Source organism: Paenarthrobacter aurescens, assembly GCF_025421775.1.
Taxonomy (GTDB): Bacteria; Actinomycetota; Actinomycetes; order Actinomycetales; family Micrococcaceae; genus Arthrobacter; species Arthrobacter aurescens_B.
Map to the genome: position 1 here is coordinate 569753 of NZ_JAOEFX010000003.1, position 18611 is coordinate 588363.

General features: G+C 62.8%; 16 protein-coding genes and 1 tRNA gene. 14 read left to right on the plus strand and 3 right to left on the minus strand.

The features are described 5' to 3' along the window. The first annotated feature begins 68 nt into the window (after nucleotides 1-68). The 7 genes from N7568_RS08770 (at nucleotide 69) to N7568_RS08800 (ending at nucleotide 10422) form a co-directional block, all read left to right on the plus strand. Nucleotides 69-599: a hypothetical protein gene (locus N7568_RS08770; RefSeq protein WP_261609453.1), complete on the plus strand. Its 531-nt coding sequence runs from the start codon at nucleotides 69-71 to the stop codon at nucleotides 597-599. Nucleotides 600-674: 75 nt separating this feature from the next. Further along, nucleotides 675-2429: a glycerol-3-phosphate dehydrogenase/oxidase gene (locus N7568_RS08775; protein WP_261609454.1), complete on the plus strand. Its 1755-nt coding sequence runs from the start codon at nucleotides 675-677 to the stop codon at nucleotides 2427-2429. A 47-nt stretch (nucleotides 2430-2476) separates the two neighbouring features. After that, nucleotides 2477-2965: a PTS sugar transporter subunit IIA gene (locus tag N7568_RS08780; protein ID WP_261609455.1), complete on the plus strand. Its 489-nt coding sequence runs from the start codon at nucleotides 2477-2479 to the stop codon at nucleotides 2963-2965. Nucleotides 2966-3032: 67 nt separating this feature from the next. Continuing rightward, nucleotides 3033-3899 (plus strand): SURF1 family protein, encoded by an 867-nt coding sequence (locus tag N7568_RS08785; RefSeq protein ID WP_261609456.1) that lies wholly within the window; start codon nucleotides 3033-3035, stop codon nucleotides 3897-3899. Further along, a complete protein-coding gene (locus N7568_RS08790) occupies nucleotides 3896-4396 on the plus strand; it encodes a DUF3817 domain-containing protein (RefSeq protein WP_261609457.1) in 501 nt (166 codons plus the stop codon). The genes N7568_RS08785 and N7568_RS08790 overlap by 4 nt, the downstream gene beginning before the upstream one ends. Nucleotides 4397-4503: 107 nt before the next feature. After that, nucleotides 4504-6093 (plus strand): glutamine-hydrolyzing GMP synthase, encoded by a 1590-nt coding sequence (gene guaA, locus N7568_RS08795; protein ID WP_261609458.1) that lies wholly within the window; start codon nucleotides 4504-4506, stop codon nucleotides 6091-6093. A 165-nt stretch (nucleotides 6094-6258) separates the two neighbouring features. After that, nucleotides 6259-10422, plus strand: coding sequence for a DUF4011 domain-containing protein (locus N7568_RS08800; protein ID WP_261609519.1), 4164 nt, complete (start codon nucleotides 6259-6261; stop codon nucleotides 10420-10422). Between the two features lie 26 nt (nucleotides 10423-10448). On the opposite strand, the gene cpaB is transcribed toward N7568_RS08800, so the two are convergent. The 3 genes from cpaB to N7568_RS08815 all read right to left on the minus strand — a co-directional run bounded on the left by cpaB (nucleotide 10449) and on the right by N7568_RS08815 (nucleotide 12398). Next, entirely contained in the window at nucleotides 10449-11255 is an 807-nt protein-coding gene (gene cpaB / locus N7568_RS08805) for a Flp pilus assembly protein CpaB (protein WP_261609459.1), read from the minus strand. A 68-nt stretch (nucleotides 11256-11323) separates the two neighbouring features. Beyond that, a complete protein-coding gene (locus N7568_RS08810; RefSeq protein WP_261609460.1) occupies nucleotides 11324-11602 on the minus strand; it encodes an FmdB family zinc ribbon protein in 279 nt (92 codons plus the stop codon). Between the two features lie 154 nt (nucleotides 11603-11756). Then, on the minus strand, nucleotides 11757-12398 hold the full coding sequence (locus N7568_RS08815; protein ID WP_368736511.1) for a 5-formyltetrahydrofolate cyclo-ligase: 642 nt from the start codon (nucleotides 12396-12398) through the stop codon (nucleotides 11757-11759). Nucleotides 12399-12469: 71 nt separating this feature from the next. Here N7568_RS08815 and galU point away from each other — a divergent pair, with 71 nt between their 5' ends. From galU to N7568_RS08850, 7 genes are all read left to right on the plus strand, one after another. Continuing rightward, the gene (galU, locus tag N7568_RS08820) at nucleotides 12470-13405 is read left to right on the plus strand and encodes a UTP--glucose-1-phosphate uridylyltransferase GalU (protein ID WP_306422702.1); all 936 of its coding nucleotides are present in this window, start codon (nucleotides 12470-12472) and stop codon (nucleotides 13403-13405) included. Between the two features lie 6 nt (nucleotides 13406-13411). Next, a complete protein-coding gene (locus N7568_RS08825; RefSeq protein ID WP_261609463.1) occupies nucleotides 13412-14023 on the plus strand; it encodes a GNAT family N-acetyltransferase in 612 nt (203 codons plus the stop codon). Between the two features lie 145 nt (nucleotides 14024-14168). Further along, complete coding sequence (locus tag N7568_RS08830; RefSeq protein ID WP_261609520.1) at nucleotides 14169-15053, plus strand: hypothetical protein; 885 nt, start codon at nucleotides 14169-14171, stop codon at nucleotides 15051-15053. A gap of 6 nt (nucleotides 15054-15059) precedes the next feature. Next, nucleotides 15060-15860 carry an SDR family oxidoreductase gene (locus N7568_RS08835; protein WP_261609464.1) on the plus strand — a complete coding sequence of 267 codons (801 nt, stop codon included), beginning with the start codon at nucleotides 15060-15062 and terminating at the stop codon, nucleotides 15858-15860. Between the two features lie 38 nt (nucleotides 15861-15898). Further along, nucleotides 15899-15971, plus strand: a tRNA-Ala gene (locus N7568_RS08840). A 350-nt stretch (nucleotides 15972-16321) separates the two neighbouring features. Beyond that, nucleotides 16322-16858 carry a PadR family transcriptional regulator gene (locus N7568_RS08845; protein WP_261609465.1) on the plus strand — a complete coding sequence of 179 codons (537 nt, stop codon included), beginning with the start codon at nucleotides 16322-16324 and terminating at the stop codon, nucleotides 16856-16858. A 5-nt stretch (nucleotides 16859-16863) separates the two neighbouring features. Then, nucleotides 16864-18573, plus strand: coding sequence for an ABC1 kinase family protein (locus tag N7568_RS08850; RefSeq protein ID WP_261609466.1), 1710 nt, complete (start codon nucleotides 16864-16866; stop codon nucleotides 18571-18573). Nucleotides 18574-18611: the final 38 nt, after the last annotated feature.

Below are 18611 nucleotides of genomic sequence, written 5' to 3' on the forward strand. Positions count from 1 at the left end.
TCCCCCTGGACTATTGGATCTCTACCGGCCGGATGGTCCCGGACGCCGTACCCTCCGTTTTGAGGGATATGGCGTGGAACAGAGGCCAATTTCTGGGACTCGCCGTGGCGTGCCTCGGTACAGCCGTCAGCCTGCTGGGCGCCGCGCTGCTGGTTCTGGTGCTTGGGGGCAGCCCCGGTGCGGTGATTTCCTTCGCTGTTGTGGGTGTGGCACTGTTCTGCGTCGCTGCCGGACTTCGTGCCAGGCTTCAAGGAGTCCCCAAGGTTCGACCAGTGATGGCGTCCCGCGCGCCTGGCAAATTCTCTTCCGGCGTGGGGCTGGCGGTATTCCTGTCGGCCATTTTGGGCGTGGGCCTCTTCCCCGTGGTAAACCCACTGCTTCACGAGGGGGCAGGGCAGGCGCTGGGATTCGTTGCGGCCTACGCCCTCCTGCTGCTGGCAACGGGCTGCCTGTTTGCCGCGCCCGCCTACTTTTCGGAGCATGCCCGCGAGCATTTTCGGCGTCGCATAGTTTCGGATCCGGAACTTCGCCGTGAGCTCGAAGCAATGTCCCTCTCCTGGGACGATCCACAGGGAAACAAGCAGTTCGGGCCACTCTGACCTGTGCCCTGCCCAAGGCGGCAGCCAGCAAGTAGGGTAGGGGACTACCAGCTGTTGCGTTTGAGGAGGGGTCCGATGAGCAATGTCGCAGGCGGTCCACAGGCGAGTTCCCCGGGAGCACTCAGCCCGGAAGCCCGTGCCGCATCGATCGAAGTCCTGAAAGCCACTGCGGAGGCCGGTAAGGAGCTCGACATCCTGATTGTCGGCGGAGGTGTGGTGGGAGCCGGCGCAGCCCTCGATGCAGTCACCCGCGGCCTCACTGTGGGGATTGTGGAGGCCAGGGACTGGGCCTCCGGGACATCGTCCCGTTCCTCCAAACTCATCCACGGTGGCCTTCGCTACCTCGAGATGCTCGATTTCGGCCTGGTCCAGGAAGCACTGCAGGAACGTGGACTGCTGATCCAGCAGATCGCCCCCCACTTGGTGCGCCCGGTGCCCTTCCTGTACCCGCTGACCCGCAGGATCTGGGAGCGGCCGTACGTCGGTGCGGGCATCATGCTCTACGACACGCTGGGCCTGACGTCGGGGCACAGCCGCGGCGTGCCCATGCACAAGCACCTCTTCAGGCGTGGAACCTTGCGCGCAGCCCCCAGCTTGAAAGACGACGCCTTTGTTGGGTCCATCCGCTATTACGATGCGCAGGTCGACGACGCCCGCCTGGTGGTCAACGTTGTCAGGACAGCTGCCCACTACGGCGCCCATGCCGCCAACCGGCTTCGGGTGGTGGACTTCCTTCGCGAGGGCGAACGTGTAGTGGGAGCCAAGCTCGAAAACCAGGAGGACGGCAGCGTCTTCGAAGTCCGGGCCAAGCAAGTGGTCAACGCCACTGGAGTGTGGACAGACGAAACACAGGCCATGGTCACGGACCGGGGCCAGCTCAAGGTCCGTGCTTCCAAGGGCATCCACCTGGTGGTGCCGCGGGACCGTTTCCAGTCCACCGTGGGCCTGATTCTTCGCACGGAAAAGTCAGTGCTCTTTGTGATTCCGTGGGGTCGGCACTGGATCATTGGCACCACAGACACCGACTGGACGTTGGACAAAGCGCATCCTGCGGCCTCCAGCAAGGACATCGACTACGTCCTGGAACACGTCAACAAGGTCCTTAAGCGCCCGCTGACCAGGGAGGACGTAGAAGGGGTTTATGCCGGTCTTCGGCCTTTGCTGGCCGGAGAGAATGACTCCACAGCCAAGCTCTCGCGTGAGCACGTCGTCGCGCATCCGGTTCCGGGGCTCGTGGTGGTGGCAGGCGGCAAATACACCACGTACCGGGTCATGGCCAAGGATGCTGTGGATGAGGCCACCAGGGCCATGGATGAACGTGTCCCGTCCAGCTGTACCGACACCATCCCCTTGCTCGGAGCAGAGGGGTTCAAGGCCGCCTGGAACCGTAGGTCTCGTTCCGCGGAGGAAGCCGGCGTGCACGTCGCCCGGGTCGAGCACCTTCTAAACCGCTATGGCTCCATGACTCCCGAAGTGCTGGAGTTGATCTCCAACCGTCCCGAGCTGGGCGAACCCCTGCCTGGCGCCGATGACTATTTGGCGGCAGAGGTCGTGTATGCGACAACCCACGAAGGAGCGCGGCATGTTCACGACGTTTTGACGCGGCGAACACGGATCTCGATCGAATCGTGGGACCGGGGGGTGTCTGCACTCCCGGTAGTAGCTAAGCTGATGGGAGAAATCCTTGGCTGGAGCGAAAATCAGCGCGAAAGCGAAATCAAGCACTACCTTGCACGCGTGGAAGCGGAACGGCTCAGTCAGCAGCAGCCCGACGACGAGTCGGCTGATGCTGCGCGCATGGGAGTGGATGACATCGTTCCCCTTCGCTGACCAGTACACGGAAATGCGGCCGGAAGGCCAACTGGAGGGAACACGACTTGGCTGAACCACTTGACCGGTACGACGCGGAACTGACCACCCCGGACACCGTCATCCTGGAACTCGTCGCAGAGGACAAGATAGACGCCGCTGCCCAACTGGCCCACAAGCTGCACGAGGCCGGCAGGATTACCAATCTTGAGGGCTTCCTGGAGCAGGTACACTCACGGGAGCACCAGCTCGCCACCGGGCTGCCCGGCGGCATCGGACTTCCGCATGCGCGCAGCGAATTCGTGGACAGGATCTCCATCGCAGTGGGAGTGACCAAATTCGGTCACGCTTTGGACTTCGGGGCAACTGACGGGCCGGCCACCCTGATCCTGCTCATCGCCACGCCCGCCAGTTCCTTCTCCGACCACCTCGAGGTTCTTGCCACGCTGGCCCGCTCACTCTCCAAGGAGTCCTTCAGGGAGTCCCTCCGGCGGGCCCACGATCCCGAGGTTATCTCCGAGCTCATTAACTCAAGCCTGGTGTTCTTCGACCACTGACAGTGATCGAAGCCGCCCATACGGCCTCGTTTCGTTGTTCTACAGCCGGACGAAGTACGGTTAAGGGGTGTTGAAAACCGCGTTGAAACCCCGCTGGATCGCAGGACTGGTCTTTGCGCTTCTGCTGTCCGGGGTGTTTGTGCTGCTCAGCCAATGGCAGCTCAGCCGGTCCGCCCAGCACGAGCCACCTCCGCCGTCCAGCATCGAAGAAGTGAAACCGCTGGTGGACGTCCTTAAACCTGGCCAGTTCTTCCCGGGTTCGGTCTCGGACCAGATGGTCACCGCCACAGGAACGTACGACCCCAGCAAGCAGGTCCTGGTCGAGGGCCGCCTGTACAACAACCAAAAGGGCTTCTGGATCGTCTCTGCCTTTGCCGTCAACAGCGCCCCGACGCTGAGCGGTGTCGGCGCTTCTCCCCAGACGTGGATTCCGGTCGCCCGGGGCTGGGTGGCTGACGCCGCCCAAGCCGGCCCCCCGCCGTCGGGAACCATCATCCTGACCGGTCGCCTCATTCCTTCCGAAGCGCCCGTTCCAAACGTCGACGCCGGTCCGGGCCGTGCGTCTGCGGTCTCCTCTGCGGAGCTCATCAACAAGTGGGAAGTTTCCAGCTACCCGGGCTTCATCGCTGCGACATCGGAAGTTTCAGGCGGCGTGCCAATTCCGCTCGGCGAAAACGTCAGGGCCCTGAACATCCCGCCGCAGCCACCTGCAGAGCAGGTCAATTGGCTCAATCTCTTCTACGCGGTTGAATGGGTTGTCTTCGCGGGCTTCTCGATCTTCATCTGGTGGCGGCTGGTGAAGGACGATTACCGACGGGATCTCGAAGAGGATGAGTTCGAGGATGACGACTTCGAGGATGTCGACGAGCCGGCCCATGACGAAGCCACCCCAGAAAAAACCAGCCCAGAGCCAGAACATAAGGTGCAGCAATGATTGAGCCAAAACCGGCCATCCAGCCCGAGCAATCCGGATCCAAGCCCAAGAAGCGCCGGTTCGGCGGAACGGAAGCCCAGATCCGTTCGGCGTTGAAGTTCTACAAGGTCATGGCATATCTCACAGGCGCCATGCTGCTCCTCCTTTGCGCCGAATTGATCGCGCGCTACGGCTTTGGCGTCTCGCTCTTCGCCGGCGGTACCAATGCGGTTACCGGGCAACCCTTCGGCTTCGGTTTCGCTGAGTCCGAGCCCAAGGGCGTGATCGGCGGGTTCAACATCTCCACGTCGGTGCTGATCGTGCACGGGTGGATGTACGTGGTGTACCTGGTCTCCAACTTCCGTTTGTGGTCCCTCATGCGCTGGCCTTTCTCCAAAATGGTCCTCCTGGCGCTGGGCGGCGTCATCCCGCTGCTGTCGTTCATTGTTGAGAAGAAATTCCATGCGCAGGTCGAAGCGGAACTTGCTGCCAACCCGCAGGCGTCCAAGCGTTACTAGGACCTGACGGCATCCCAGTGTGAGATGCCTAACTGCAGGGCCTGTTTTGGCCCTCGGCCGTCCTTGTCAACGTGCACCGGGGCGGCCCGGCAAAGTAGTCTTGTCTGGTGACTACTCCCACCGCACCCCAAACTTCCCAGAAGCCGGTGCTGGTTGTTGACTACGGTGCCCAGTACGCGCAGCTGATTGCCCGCCGCGTCCGCGAAGCGAATGTGTATTCGGAAATTGTTCCGCATACCTTCACCACCGAGCAGCTTCTGGCCAAGAACCCGGCAGCCATCATTCTCTCCGGAGGGCCCTCCAGCGTGTACGCAGAGGGAGCCCCGTTCGTGGGCGCCGACCTCTTCGAAGCCGGTGTACCCGTCTTTGGCATCTGCTACGGATTCCAGGCCATGGCGAATGCCCTGGGCGGCAAGGTGGCCCAGACCGGTCTGCGGGAATACGGTGCCACCGAAGCGCTCCTAGTGGGTGACGCGCGCTCCATCCTCGACGGTGTCCCCACGTCCCAGAACACCTGGATGAGCCACGGCGACTCCGTTCACGAGGCCCCCGAGGGCTTTGAAGTGCTGGCGACTACGGCGGGAGCCCCGGTAGCTGCCTTCGCCAACGATGAGAAGCGCCTTTACGGAGTGCAGTGGCACCCGGAAGTGAAGCACTCTGTCCTTGGACAGCACGTCCTGGAGAACTTCCTGTTCAAGGGTGCGGGCCTGAGCCCCAACTGGACCACGGGCAACATCCTCGAAGAGCAGGTGGATCGTATCCGCCGGCAGATCGGGGACTCCAAGGTCATCTGCGGCCTCTCCGGTGGTGTCGACTCCGCAGTAGCTGCCGCTTTGGTCCAGCGCGCCGTTGGCGACCAGCTGACGTGTGTCTTCGTTGACCATGGCCTCCTGCGTGAAGGCGAAGCCGAGCAGGTTGAGCGCGACTTCGTGGCGGCCACGGGAGTGAACCTCTACGTCGCCAACGAGCAGGAACGCTTCCTGTCGGCCCTGGCAGGCGTCAGCGACCCCGAGACCAAGCGCAAGATCATTGGCCGCGAATTCATTCGCGCCTTCGAGGAAGCGGAGCGGGCCATCATCGCCGAGGCCGCTGCCGAGGGCGAGAAGATCAAGTTCCTGGTTCAAGGAACCCTGTACCCGGACGTCGTCGAATCCGGCGGTGGCGAAGGTGCTGCAAACATCAAGAGCCACCACAACGTGGGCGGTCTTCCCGAGGATCTGCAGTTCGAGCTCGTTGAGCCGCTCCGCGCATTGTTCAAGGACGAGGTCCGTGCGGTCGGTGCCCAGCTTGGCCTCCCGCAGGAAATCGTTGGCCGCCAGCCCTTCCCGGGTCCCGGCCTGGGTATCCGTATCGTTGGTGAAGTCACCAAGGAGCGCCTGGACCTGCTGCGCAAGGCTGATGCCATTGCCCGTGCAGAACTCACGGCTGCAGGCTTGGACAACGACGTCTGGCAGATGCCGGTAGTCCTCCTGGCCGATGTCCGCAGCGTTGGCGTCCAGGGTGACGGCCGGACCTACGGCCACCCGATCGTGCTGCGTCCGGTGTCTTCCGAAGACGCCATGACGGCGGACTGGTCGCGGTTGCCCTATGACCTCCTTGCCCGGATCTCCAACCGCATTACCAATGAGGTTGATGGAGTAAACCGAGTGGTGCTGGACGTGACCAGCAAGCCACCGGGAACCATCGAGTGGGAATAGCATTCCAAGTGGCCGGCTTCCTCTGGGAGGCCGGCCACTTTGCTTGCACCCTGAGAGCATTCCTGGCCCGGGAAATCAGCAGGCACCTGTGAAATGACGGCGAATTTCGCGTCGGAACAGCGTTGCGGAGCGGGCTGGAAGGGTATTCCCGCTACCCTCGAAGGTATGCCGGTATGGTCCAAGGCGTCTAAAGCTAGTACAGAAAAGAAGGCAGAAGTTGTGTCAGTAGGTCAAGGCCAGGAAGAGGGCTCCGAAGAGCTCCGTAAATGGCTGTCTGGTCTTAAGCCCGTCACCGGGGCAGACACGATGCTGCGTTTCGTCAAGACGCCCGAAGGGGCTATCGATCTCAGCAATGCGCACCCCTCGGGGCTGGCGCAGTTGCTCGCAGGCCGCAGAACGCGCCTGTCCACACTGATCAGGGACCGCCAACAATACTTGGTGGCGGCACGGGCAGCGCGGAATATCAGGTCCAAGATCTTCGAGCTGAGCAACGATCGCGGTATAGAGGCCGGTTACTTGTCCGCGGGCACTGTTGTGTGGACCTCTGCTGTTGGCGGTAAGCCTCAGCGCGTTTCAGCGCCTGTGATGCTCACCTCCATCATCCTGACGGTCAGGCCGGGAGAAGACGACTTCGAACTCCAGCTCACGGAGCAGGCACGCATGAACCCTGCCTTGGTGCGTCATCTGAAGTCTGTCCATGGCATCGTTTTTGACGTCAACGCCGTAGCGCGCATGGCCTACAACACGGCGCGGTTCGATCCCCAGCCTGTGCTGGACCGGCTGTCCACCCTCGTCCAGCCCATTCATGGCGCCGAGGTGGAGTTCAACCTGCTGGTCACTACGCTGGCCGATCTCTCAGGCAACCTCGATGATCCGTGGATCAACATGAACAACCCCACGATTGCGGCGCTCTCACTTGCCGCAAACGGTGGTGACATTGAGCCGGAGACCATCAAAGCGGGCCGGTTCCCCAGCCTGGACCTTCGTGATCCGGCAGATGAGCTCCTCCTCCTCGACGCTGACACAGACCAGCAGTACGTGGTGGACGCTGTGCGCGCCGGGGACTCACTGGTTGTCAGCACGCCGCCGGGCAGCGGACAGACGCAGACAGCCATCAATGCTATCGGTGCGCTGGTCAGCGAAGGCAAGTCCGTGCTGGTAGTAGGGGACAGACAGTCCAGCCTCGCGGGACTCTCCGCCCACCTGGAATCGCTCGGCCTCGATTCGATGCTCTTCCGCCCGGGCAACGGAACCACTCCACAGCAGCTCAAGGGCCAGCTGGTCCGGGCCATCATGCGCAATGAAAAAGCTCTTGAACCACAGCTGGGCAACCTGCACCAGACACTGACCGGACACCGCCACGCCCTGATGGACCATGTTGCCTCGCTGCACAATGTCCGCGAACGCTGGGGTTGCTCGCCGTACCAGGCAATGCAATCGCTTGCGGAGCTGACGTCCATCCACCCCGCGCCTTCCACTACGGTTCGCCTGAAGCGCAGCGTCCTGGACAACATCAAGGACCGTGAAGAACTCGCGGGCCGTTTGTTCCGCGCAGCCGAGCTGGGCAGCTTCAGCAAGGCTTCCACCTCAAGCCCGTGGTACGGAGCCCGGTTGGTCACCCGCAAGGAAACCGAGGAAGCCCAGCAGTTGGCACGCATGGCGGAAGAGAAGCTTCCTGTCCTGCGGGACCGGATGAAGCAGCTTTCCGATCACGCCGAAATCCGGCTGGGCGATACCTTCACTGAGTGGGGTGCCCAGCTTGAATTGCTGATTGCGGTGCGGGAGAGCCTGGACAAGTTCACTCCTGACATCTTCGACCGGCCGGTGCACGACCTTATTTCCGCTACCGCCAGCTCGGCTTGGCGCCGTGAGCGCAACCTGGAGATGCCCTCCATGCAGCGCTCCCGTTTGCGGCGGGTCGCCAAAGAGTACGTGCGGCCCGGCGTGCATATCGCCGATCTCCACAGCTCTCTGGTCCTGGTTCAGGAGCAGCGTGCTCTCTGGGCTGGCTATGCCACAACCCAACGACACCCCGCGGTACCTTCCGGGCTTGCCGATCTTGGTTCTCTGTACCGGGAACTCGACGGCGAACTTCGCCGCCTCGGTGATGCCCTCAAGCACACCAGCGCCGGGGGTTCGCTGCACGGGACGCCGTACCTGGAACTGATGGAGCGGCTGGAACGGCTTGTTGCCGACACGGCCACGCTGGAGACCCTTCCCGAGCGCACGCTCCTCATCGAGGAGATGCGCGAGCACGGCCTTGGTGAGTTGCTTTCCGACTTGGCTGCCCGCGAGGTTCCGGCGTCTTCCGTGGCGGCAGAACTGGACCTTGCCTGGTGGCAGTCCGCTTTGGAAGCCATGATCAGTGGCGACGATTACCTGGCTATGTCCGACGGTGATTCGTTGCGCCGTCTCGAGGCCGAATATCGTCTTGCGGACCAAGCACACATTGCCAGTGGCGCCGCCCGACTCCGCTGGCAGCTGGCTCAAAAGTGGCGGCAAGGCCTCCTTGCACATCCGCGGCAGGCGGAGTTGCTCCGCGCACTGCTGAAGGATGGCCGGGTGACGTTGCCGGCATTGAGCGCCCAAGCACCGGACCTTGTGCCCCTGCTGGTCCCCGTATGGTCCGTCAGCCCCTACCTCCTCACTGGCGTCCTGCCGGCGGAACAGAAGTTCGACGCCGTTGTTGTTATTGATGCGGAGTCCACGTCGCTGCAGGCCGTTCTTCCTGCGATTGCCCGGGCGAAGCAGGTAGTGGCATTCGGGGACGCGAAGATTGCCAACGCACGCACCTTCAGCGTGGCAGTGGAACCGCCGGTTGCCGGTGTTACCAGCCACGAGAATGTGGACAGTGCATTCAAGGCACTGGCCAGGGTTCTTCCCACCTGGCAGCTGAACTGGGTGTACCGCGCAGTGGACGAGGACCTGATCCTCCAGTTGAGCAAGAACTACTACGACGGTGGTCTGAGGCGGCTGCCTGATGGCAACTCCGTCACCGGACTCGACCGTTCCATCCTGGTGGAGTACATTCCGGACGGCACAGGGCTCCCGGGCGCCGACCACGAAGGCGTGGAGTCCGTCACCGCGGAAGTCAACCGCGTGGTGGACCTTGTCTTCGAACATGCCCGGCTCCGGCCCCGCACGTCCTTGGCGGTGGTGACGGCCAGCCTGCGTCACGCTGCCCGGATTGGCGAGGCCATCAGGCTCCAACTGCCTAACCATCCCTTGTTGGCCACCTTCTTCGGCGCTGGGCCCGAATCCTTCCGCGTGGTGGATCTTGAGCGCGCCCAGGGGCTGGTGAGGGACCATGTCATCTTCTCCCTCGGCTATGGCCGCACGCCGCATGGCCGGGCGCTGCACTCGTTTGGCCCGCTGTCCGCTGAGGGTGGCAGGAACCGCTTCGCGCTGGCGATGACCCGAGCCCGGCGTTCGATGCACGTCCTGAGTTGCTTCCGGCCCGAGGACCTCGATCTGGATCGTCTGGCTCATGGTGCTGTGGACTTCTACGAACTGCTGGACCGGGAACTCTCCGGCAACAGCAACCTTGGAACGCCTGCTTCCCGTGCTGTGGCCAGTGAGCAGGCGCTGGGTGAAGATCCCCTGGTGGCCGACCTCGGAGAACGCCTGCGTGCCAGGGGAGCCCGTGTCTGGCACCTCTACGACGGAGTGCTGGACATAGCAGCCGCAGCGGACCCCGTTCACACGATCGGCCGCGAGGGCGCCGAGATCCCCACGCCTGTTGCCATCGAATCCGACGGCACGGAACGCTACCGGCGAATGAGCGTCCGCGAACGCAGCCGCTTGCGGCCGCAACTGCTTGAGCACATGGGCTGGCGTTACATGTCGCTTTGGACCATCGAGGTCTTCACGGACCCCTCGTCCTGCGCGGATCGGATTGGATCCTACCTTGGGTTGGAAAATCACATCCCGCGATCGACGTCGCCCCAGCATGGCTTCCTGGACATGGATGTTGAACAATTGAATGTGGACAAGGGGCAGCCGACGTTCGCCCCTAGCTCTGCACTCGCGGCGGGCGACGAGCCTCATGCCGCCGCCGGTGAAGCGCATGGCGTCACGGAAAACGGGAAAGAAGCACCACGGATGGAACAAGGAACCGGTATGGAAGACGACGCCGCAACGGAATTCGGCGCACCGGGTGACGGCCCTGCCGAGGAAGCAGCTGACTCGAGGTCGACGGCTGCCAAGCCAGGCGCCGGCGGGATTCTTCCCACCAAGGCCGCGGAAGATGATCCCCGCCGCTGGGGCGATGAGGCCGGCTACGACCATGAGCAGTGGCTGAAAGAGCAAAAGCCTCCGCACTGGGGCTGATCGGCCAGCAATGGCCGGAAAGCCCATCACGGGCTGACCAAAACAAAGAAAAGCTTGCCTTGCGTTGACGCGCCGGCAAGCTTTTCTGCTTGTTGGGGATCCGCGCCAACCACCACCAGCCCTTCGGTGTCACTGGTGCCGAGCCATTCCCCGGCTTTGCCCCCTTGGGCTGAGGTCCAGAGCACCGGAACAGGGCCGGCCAGCACTTGGCTTTGCCCGGACTCGTCATTGGAGCCAGCTGACGTGAGCACCACCGTGACCAATTGTCCCGGGGAAAGGAGCTGGATGGATGAAGGATCGGCCATACGCAGGGGAACGGCTGCTGTGCCCAAGGGAGCCCCAGTAAGCAGCCCGGGCCCCAGCAGGTTCGACTCCATGGGGATCTGCCTCTTGCCCAAGGGAGAAGCCAGCTGACGGCCAACAAGTTCACTGACGCTTCGCAGGGCGCCGTCGACGGCAAGGCCGGGCGGTACGGCCACAGTGGTGAAATCGGATTCCGTGAGACTCGTGCCCGCTGGAAGGTCCCGTGCGGCAACGAGGACGGAGACACTCAGCTCGGGTGGTGGAGTCAATTGGTGCACTGCGATACCGGCGGCCACGCACAGGAGCAGGGCAACTGTCAACCGGCGGTTTCGTGCCACCCACGCAGCGAATCGTTGCGCATGCCCACGGTGGCGTTCACCGTCCCGTGACCGGTTGGGCCTTGGAGGTTTGTTGTTGCTGCGTGAGAGTGAAAGCCGGGTACGGGCGCGGGGGAGTGGAGGCCATGTCCCGGTGCTTGAGGCTGAGCGTTCGGCGCGGGTAAGGAGGGCACTGCGTGACTGATGTGGCATGCCGCCACGTTAGCCAGCTGACCCGGCCGCGTGACAGCGGCCGGGTGCTCTATGTGGAAAAGTTCGCTCTAGTTGGCTGCAGCCGCGGCTGCTGGTGCTGGCGTGGCAGCAGGGGCGGACGATGCAGCGGCCGGGGCTGAGGGCGCGGCCGAAACCGTGCTGCCCTTGGCGTCGCGGGAATCAGTCCGGTAAAACCCCGAGCCCTTGAAGACAACGCCGACGCTGTTGAACTTCTTGCGAAGCGCGCCCTTGCATTCGGGGCACTCCGTCAGGGAGTTGTCAGAGAAGGACTGGACGATGTCAAAGGCATGGTCACAGTCTTTGCAGGCGTATGCGTATGTGGGCACTGAGTTCCTCCTTCAGGACAGAGTTCAGGTCCTGTGCATCTGTGGCAGAGAATGTCCGCTTTAGCAGTCGCAGGGCCTGAGTGCCAATTCTATCATCCGACTCCACGGCCTGCGCCAGAGCATGTGCTTGAACTCACCACAGTCGCCGGGGCCGTCAGTCCATATCCGCAGGGCCGTCGAGCCGGACCACGCCGGAAGGGGTCAGTACCTCGCGCACCGGGCGGTCAAATGCTTCGGCGGGAATCGAACCCGAAGGCAACAGGTCGTCGTCGTACACCACCGCGATGGTGGGCGGCCGCTGGCCGGCAGCGTCGAGACCATGGAGGAGCCGGTCGTAGTAGCCGCCACCCTGGCCAATCCGGTTGCCATCCCTGTCCACGGCAGTGGCGGGCATGAAGATGCCGGCCGTCCCTGCTATTACCCGGCTTTCCAATCGCTCACCCTCGGGTTCGTCGATGGGGGCGTACGCGGACCTGACAAAAATCGTGGACGGTGTCCAATACACCCAGCTCAGTTGCCGGCCCGGCTCGCAGACAGGAAGCAGGACCCGGTGGCCGGCGTCGTGCAGTGCCTCTATAAGCGGCATGGTGGGCGGTTCAAAAGCGACGCCCACATAGACGGCAAAGGTGGCAGCCGTCCCAGGGGACACTGTCCCGGCCCAAGCCGTCCCATGCCGTGCGATCGATGCGCCCGCAGTCGCGATCTGGTCTGGCCGGAGGGTCCGCCTGTGCAAGCGCCGGCTGCTGCGAATGTCTTCCTTCGATGCCATCTGTTTCCGATCGTGGGTCCGCCTGATGCCGGGGAAGCAACACAAGCTGTCCTTAATGGACACCGAAATGTGCAGCCGGCGCGGCGAGGGTTTAGCCGATGATGTATTCCTTCCGTTACATTAGTCCGGTGACTCTCGATAACAATGCTGTCCGTAAGGCCGTCATCCCCGCAGCGGGTCTTGGTACCCGGTTCCTGCCTGCAACAAAGGCGATGCCGAAGGAAATGCTGCCCGTGGTTGACAAGCCAGCCATCCAGTACGTCGTCGAAGAAGCCGTTAAGGTTGGCCTGCACGACGTCCTGATGATCACCGGGCGCAGCAAGCGCGCCTTGGAAGATCACTTTGACCGCGTGCCGGCGCTGGAAGCGACGCTGGCCGAAAAGGGCGATACCGCCAAGCTTGAGGCCATCCAATCCGCCACCAACCTCGGTGACATCCACTACGTCCGCCAGGGCGACCCCAACGGTCTGGGCCACGCTGTCCTTCGTGCAAAGCAGCACGTTGGCCACGAGCCGTTCGCCGTACTCCTCGGCGATGACCTGATCGATGCCCGCGATAACCTCTTGAGCGACATGATCGCCGTCCAGCAGAAAACCGGCGGTTCCGTGGTTGCGCTGATCGAGGTGGAGCCCTCCAAGATCAGCGCCTACGGTTGCGCGGACGTCGAGGAAATCGGCGAAGATGGCTACGTCCGCATCAAGCAGCTCGTGGAAAAGCCGTCTCCGGAAGAGGCTCCGTCCAACCTTGCAGTCATCGGCCGCTACGTGCTGCACCCGGCTGTCTTCGATGTCCTGGAGAATACTGCTCCGGGCCGAGGCGGAGAGATCCAGCTGACGGATGCACTCGAAGTCCTTGCCGCAGGCGAAGGTGAAGGCTATGGCGTGTACGGCGTCGTTTTCCGTGGCCGCCGTTACGACACGGGTGACAAGCTCAGCTACCTCAAGGCATGCATTGAGCTGGCCTGCGAACGCGATGACCTCGGTCCTGAGCTGCGTGAGTGGCTTCCGACGTTCACTGCCTCGCTTCCCAAGTAACACCGGATGTACGGCTCTGCGATCTGGCCGGTGACGCTGGAAAGCGGAGACCTGCTCCTTCGGCCCATCCGTTACCGCGACAAGCGGGAGTGGTCCGAAGTCCGTTCGCGGAACAGTGAATGGCTTGCGCCGTGGGAGGCGTCCAACCCGGCTCCGGGTGGGCGCCTGCCCAGCTATCGCCAGATGGTGGGCTCCCTTAATGACCAAGCCCGCCAGTCCACGGCATTACCCTTCCTTATTGTTGAACGGACCCCTGGTTTCCGCGAGCCGCGGATCGTGGGGCAACTTACCGTTTCGTCCATGGTCTGGGGATCGGCCATGATGGCCACCTTGGGTTACTGGGTCGATAAGGAACGGGCCGGCCACGGCATCGCTCCGACGGCTGTTGCGATGGCAACGGATCATTGTTTCAGGGTGTTGGGCCTTCATCGCATGGAAATCAATATCAGGCCTGAGAACGCACCCAGCCTGCGGGTGGTCGAGAAGCTGGGCTTCCGTGATGAGGGTTACCGGGAACGGTACCTGCACATCAACGGGGAGTGGGCTGACCACCGGTCCTTCGCGCTGACGTCCGACGAAGTTCCAGAGGGCCTGCTTCGCCGGTGGCTCAGGGGATAAACGGGCAGGTCATAGCCCTTTTTGCCTGTATCTCCAGTCATTTGTGTACTCGCCGACGACACACCGGCCGCAATGCCGCCGCGCCCGGTGATTTGCTTCTACGGTTTTGAATGTGGACTTCCCTCTCAGCAGCTCAGTGATACTCGTGGTCACTGTCGCGCTGTGGATGGTCTGGGTGGCGCCGTACGTTTTGCGGAACAGGCGCCAACAAGTCCAAACGGCCACTGTTCCAGCAGAGGCACTCGACGACGAACCAGACGAACCGCAGGCAGGGGTGGTACTGACTTTGGCACCTCAGCAGGAGAAACCGATGGAGACCATGCACAGCAAAGCACCGGCGTCGCCCCAGGGATCCCGCGTGGCCGAGTCGTCCCTCGGGAAAGCCCCCACCACTCCGTTCACCATTCGGTATGCCCGGCTCACGCTGGCATTGGCCGGCCTTGCCCTGTTGGTGACAGCAGCGGTTTCCGGCATTCTGCTGATTTTTGGCACCGGATCAGGCTGGTTGCCACTGGTGTCGCTCATCGGCGCTGTGCTCGCCGTCGTGACGTTGCGGAAGCTTGCCCTCCGGGATCTTCGCGAACGCCGGGCACGCCGTGCTGCTCAGGCGGCGCCTATCCCTACGCCAGCGCGCTACTTGCCCAAGGAACCGGTGGTCGAAGCGAAGGAAACCACGGTTTTCGATGCCGAAGCCAGCAGCCGGGAAGCTGCGCGCCTGTCCGCAGTGGAACTTCGCCAGGCCGCGTTGGCGGTTGCTGTTGCCGCAGGGGATCAATCCGCCCAAGCTGCGGAAGCCTCCAAGGGCTCCAGCTGGGAACCGGTCGCAGTTCCCAAGCCCACGTATGTCGAAGCCGCCAAAGCACCAAGGCCTGCTCCTGAACCCTTGGATCTTCCTGAAGCTCCCAAGCCAGTGGGCAAGCCCGTCCTGAAGCAAGGCGCCGAACAGGCCGAAGCAACGGCCGCTGCTTCGGTCAAGGGCCAAAGCGCGCTCAGCAACCTGGACGACGTCCTGCAGCGCCGCCGCGCGTAACTCCGAATGGCCGGCATCTGCGTAGCGGGAGGCACTGGCCAAGTCGGCCGGGAAGTTGTCAGGCGTGCCATTGCCGCGGGGCATGCGGTGACCGTCCTGTCCCGCCATGTGCCGCCTGCCGGCTCGGAGAAGCATCACGACGGCGCTATTTACTGTGCGGGCGACGTCACCACAGGGGAGGGGCTGGCTGCCGCGTTGGCAGGTGCCGACGTCGTTATCGACTGCCTCGAAGGCCAGTTCGGAAAGGCCCAAAAGAAATTCGCCGACGGCGGCGCCAGGCTTCTGGCCACAGCGCACCTGGCTGACGTGCCGAAGGCCGTGGCGTTGTCCATCGTTAACTGCGATTTGAGCACCTTCCCGTACTACGTCTCCAAGGCGGACAAGGAGCGAATGTACTCTGAGTCTCCGCTGGAAACCGTGGTGGTCCGGGCCACCCAGTTCCATGGCCTTGTGGCCATGCTTTTTTCCGCGGGTGCCAAGGTTCTTGTAATACCGGCCTTTAGGGAGACCAGGTTCCAGTCCATCTCACCCGCGGATGTAGCAAGGGCGTTGCTTGACGCAGCCTTGGAAGCCCCGAGGGTGGAGCGGCACCGTGTGCGCACGGTAGGCGGTCCGGAGGTGCTCACCATGAGGCAGATGGCGGAGTTGTGGAAGGCGGCTACAGGCTCGCGCGGCAGGATCGTGGAGCTGCGGTTGCCCGGTGCGATGGGTGCCTTCCTCCGCGCCGGCAAAAACCTTATCCCCGGCCAATCGGGTGGCACGGAGACGTTCGTGTCGTGGTTGGAAAAGCGGCAGGAAAGTTTGTAGCCTAGGGACACTGGCCTGGCCGCCAACGGCCGGACCCAGGGGCTATAGCTCAGTTGGTAGAGCGCTTCGTTCGCATCGAAGAGGTCAGGAGTTCGAATCTCCTTAGCTCCACGGACTTTCCCCATATGAACTCCCTGCCGCGGGTCGCCGCTAACGATGGCGAGGCAGGTAGAAGGCGCTTCGGTTGCTGTGAAAAGACGAGTACCAACTACTCGTGCGCCTGCACCTTTGGCTCGTCTTTACTGAATCCAGCGGTTCCACGCCACGGTCAATGACCCCCCTCGTTTGCCGGGGCGGCCCAAGGTTCCGCGGCCGGGGCCGGACGGCATCACCCAGAAGTGCCGTCCGGTCCTGCGCTACAAGTGTTCCCGCCAGCCCGGTCTCATCATTGTCTCGACATTTCTGCGGGTATATCGTTAACTATCGTTTAGTATCGTTCGCAACCCCCAGAGGTGAGCTTGATGCACAATTCTTTTCCTGCAAACGGATTCATGGGCAACAACCTGGACGGCATGTGGCAAGCCGTCGAAGAGTTCCGGTCACGGTTCGAGAAGCGCTCAGGGACGCGGGCCGGCCGCGGTGAGTTGAGGACCGCCATTCTGGCTCTCCTCGCTGAACGTCCCATGCACGGATACCAGATCATCCGTGAAATCGAGGAGCGCAGCGGTGGCAACTGGAAGCCCAGCGCCGGTTCCGTATACCCAGCCCTTCAATTGCTGGCAGATGAGGGCTTCGTCAGCTCAGAGGAATCCAGTGGCCGCAAAATCTACTCGTTGACGGAAGCTGGCCGGGAGGACGTTGCAAGCGCCGAAACGGCAGCACCTTGGGAGTCCGCTGGCAACACATCAGGTTTCGCGGCACTGCCCAAGGCCGGCGTGGAACTGGCCCAGGCAGCTGCCCAGGTTGGCCGTACGGGAACACCCAAGCAGGTACAGGAGGCTGTGACGGTGCTCGAAGAAGCCCGACGCCGGCTGTACTCGATCCTCGCCCAGGACTGAAAGGGGTGACGTCGGTTCGGCGCGACCGGGCAATTCCCATGGCCGGCGCCGGGGGCGCCCGTGCCCGGTATCGTCGAATCCTGCGGTTTGCCGCATGGAATCTCGCTGTCACGTGGTGGTTTGAACTCTTCCTGCCTCGGCTGGGCCTGCGACGCGTCACGGAACGCAACCGGGCCCGGAGGATGAGGCGATTTGCGCAGCGATTCCATGATCTCGCTGTGGAGCTTGGTGGCCTGATGATCAAGGTGGGCCAGTTCATGTCGTCCCGCCTTGATGTGCTGCCACCGGAGATCACCAAGGAACTCGAAGGGCTCCAGGACGAGGTACCACCGGTACCGTTCCAAGAGATCCGTGCGTTGGCTGAGGAAGAGCTGGGGGCGCCCCTGGAGGCGGTGTTTTCCTCGGTCGATGAGATACCTATCGCCGCAGCATCGCTCGGCCAAGCCCATCGTGCGAAACTTCATCCCGCCAATGCGGCGGACACCGGCCTCAGCAGTGTGGTCTTCAAGGTGCAGAGGCCTGGCATCGCTGAAATTGTCGACGTCGATCTGGCCGCTCTGCGGAAAGTTGGCGGCTGGCTGAGCCGCATCCGGATCGTGTCCAACCGCGCCGACGTACCTGCCCTGGTCAACGAGTTTGCCCAGACCAGCCTGGAGGAAATCGACTACCTGAACGAGGCCGCAAATTCAGAGCGCTTTGCCGCTGACTTCGCGGAGGACGCCCGGGTGACGGTTCCTGGTGTGGTCTGGGAACGGACCACCCGCCGCGTGCTGACCCTCGAAGATGTCACAGCCATCAAGATCACTGATGCGGAGTCGCTGCGGGTTGCGGGGATAGACCCCTCGACGGTTGCCCCGGTGTTTGCCGCCGTGATGTTTGACCAGCTGTTCACCAACGGCTTCTTCCATGCCGACCCGCATCCTGGCAATATCTTTGTCACCCCCGGTACCGGCCCGGCAGGTCATCCGTGGAAGCTGACCTTCATCGACTTCGGCATGATGGGCGAGGTTCCCGAAAAGACTCGCAGCGGACTGCGCAAGCTCCTGATCGCGGCAGCATCGCGTGATGGAAAGGGTTTGGTATCCGCTATCAGCGATGTCGGGGTGCTGATGCCGTCGGCCGATTCAGCTGAACTGGAGCGCGCCATGACCCAGCTCTTCGCACGCTTTGGCGGCATGGGTTTCGCCGAGCTTCGCGATGTGGATCCGCGGGAGTTCCGCGACTTTGGGGCGGAGTTCGGCACCGTGATCAGATCGCTTCCGTTTCAGTTGCCGGAAAATTTTCTGCTGATCATCCGTGCCATGTCGCTGACATCGGGTGTGTGCAGTTCGCTGGATGCCCGCTTCAACCTGTGGAACTCAGTGGAACCCTACGCGGCCCAGCTGCTGCGCGACGAGCGTGGCAACCTCATCAACGACGTCGCAGCACAGGCGTTCGACGCCGCGGCCCTCGCCTTGCGCCTGCCAAAACGGCTGGACGGATTGGTCTCTCAACTGGAGGACGGCTCCCTGCAGGTATCCAATCGCCGGCTCGAACGGCAGATGGCCAGGCTCATCCGATTGGTCCGGCGGGCAGTAAGCGCAGTGATCTTCGGAGCGACGCTGATCTCCGGGTCCGTGGTCCGTGCCGATGACGTGGTGCTCGGCAACGTGCTGATGATCGTTTCCGTGGTGCCGCTGCTCTTCGCATTGTGGTCGGGCCGCCGTCGCGTGTGACAACAAGCTTGCGCTACCTGCCGGCGTCGTAGACTTGC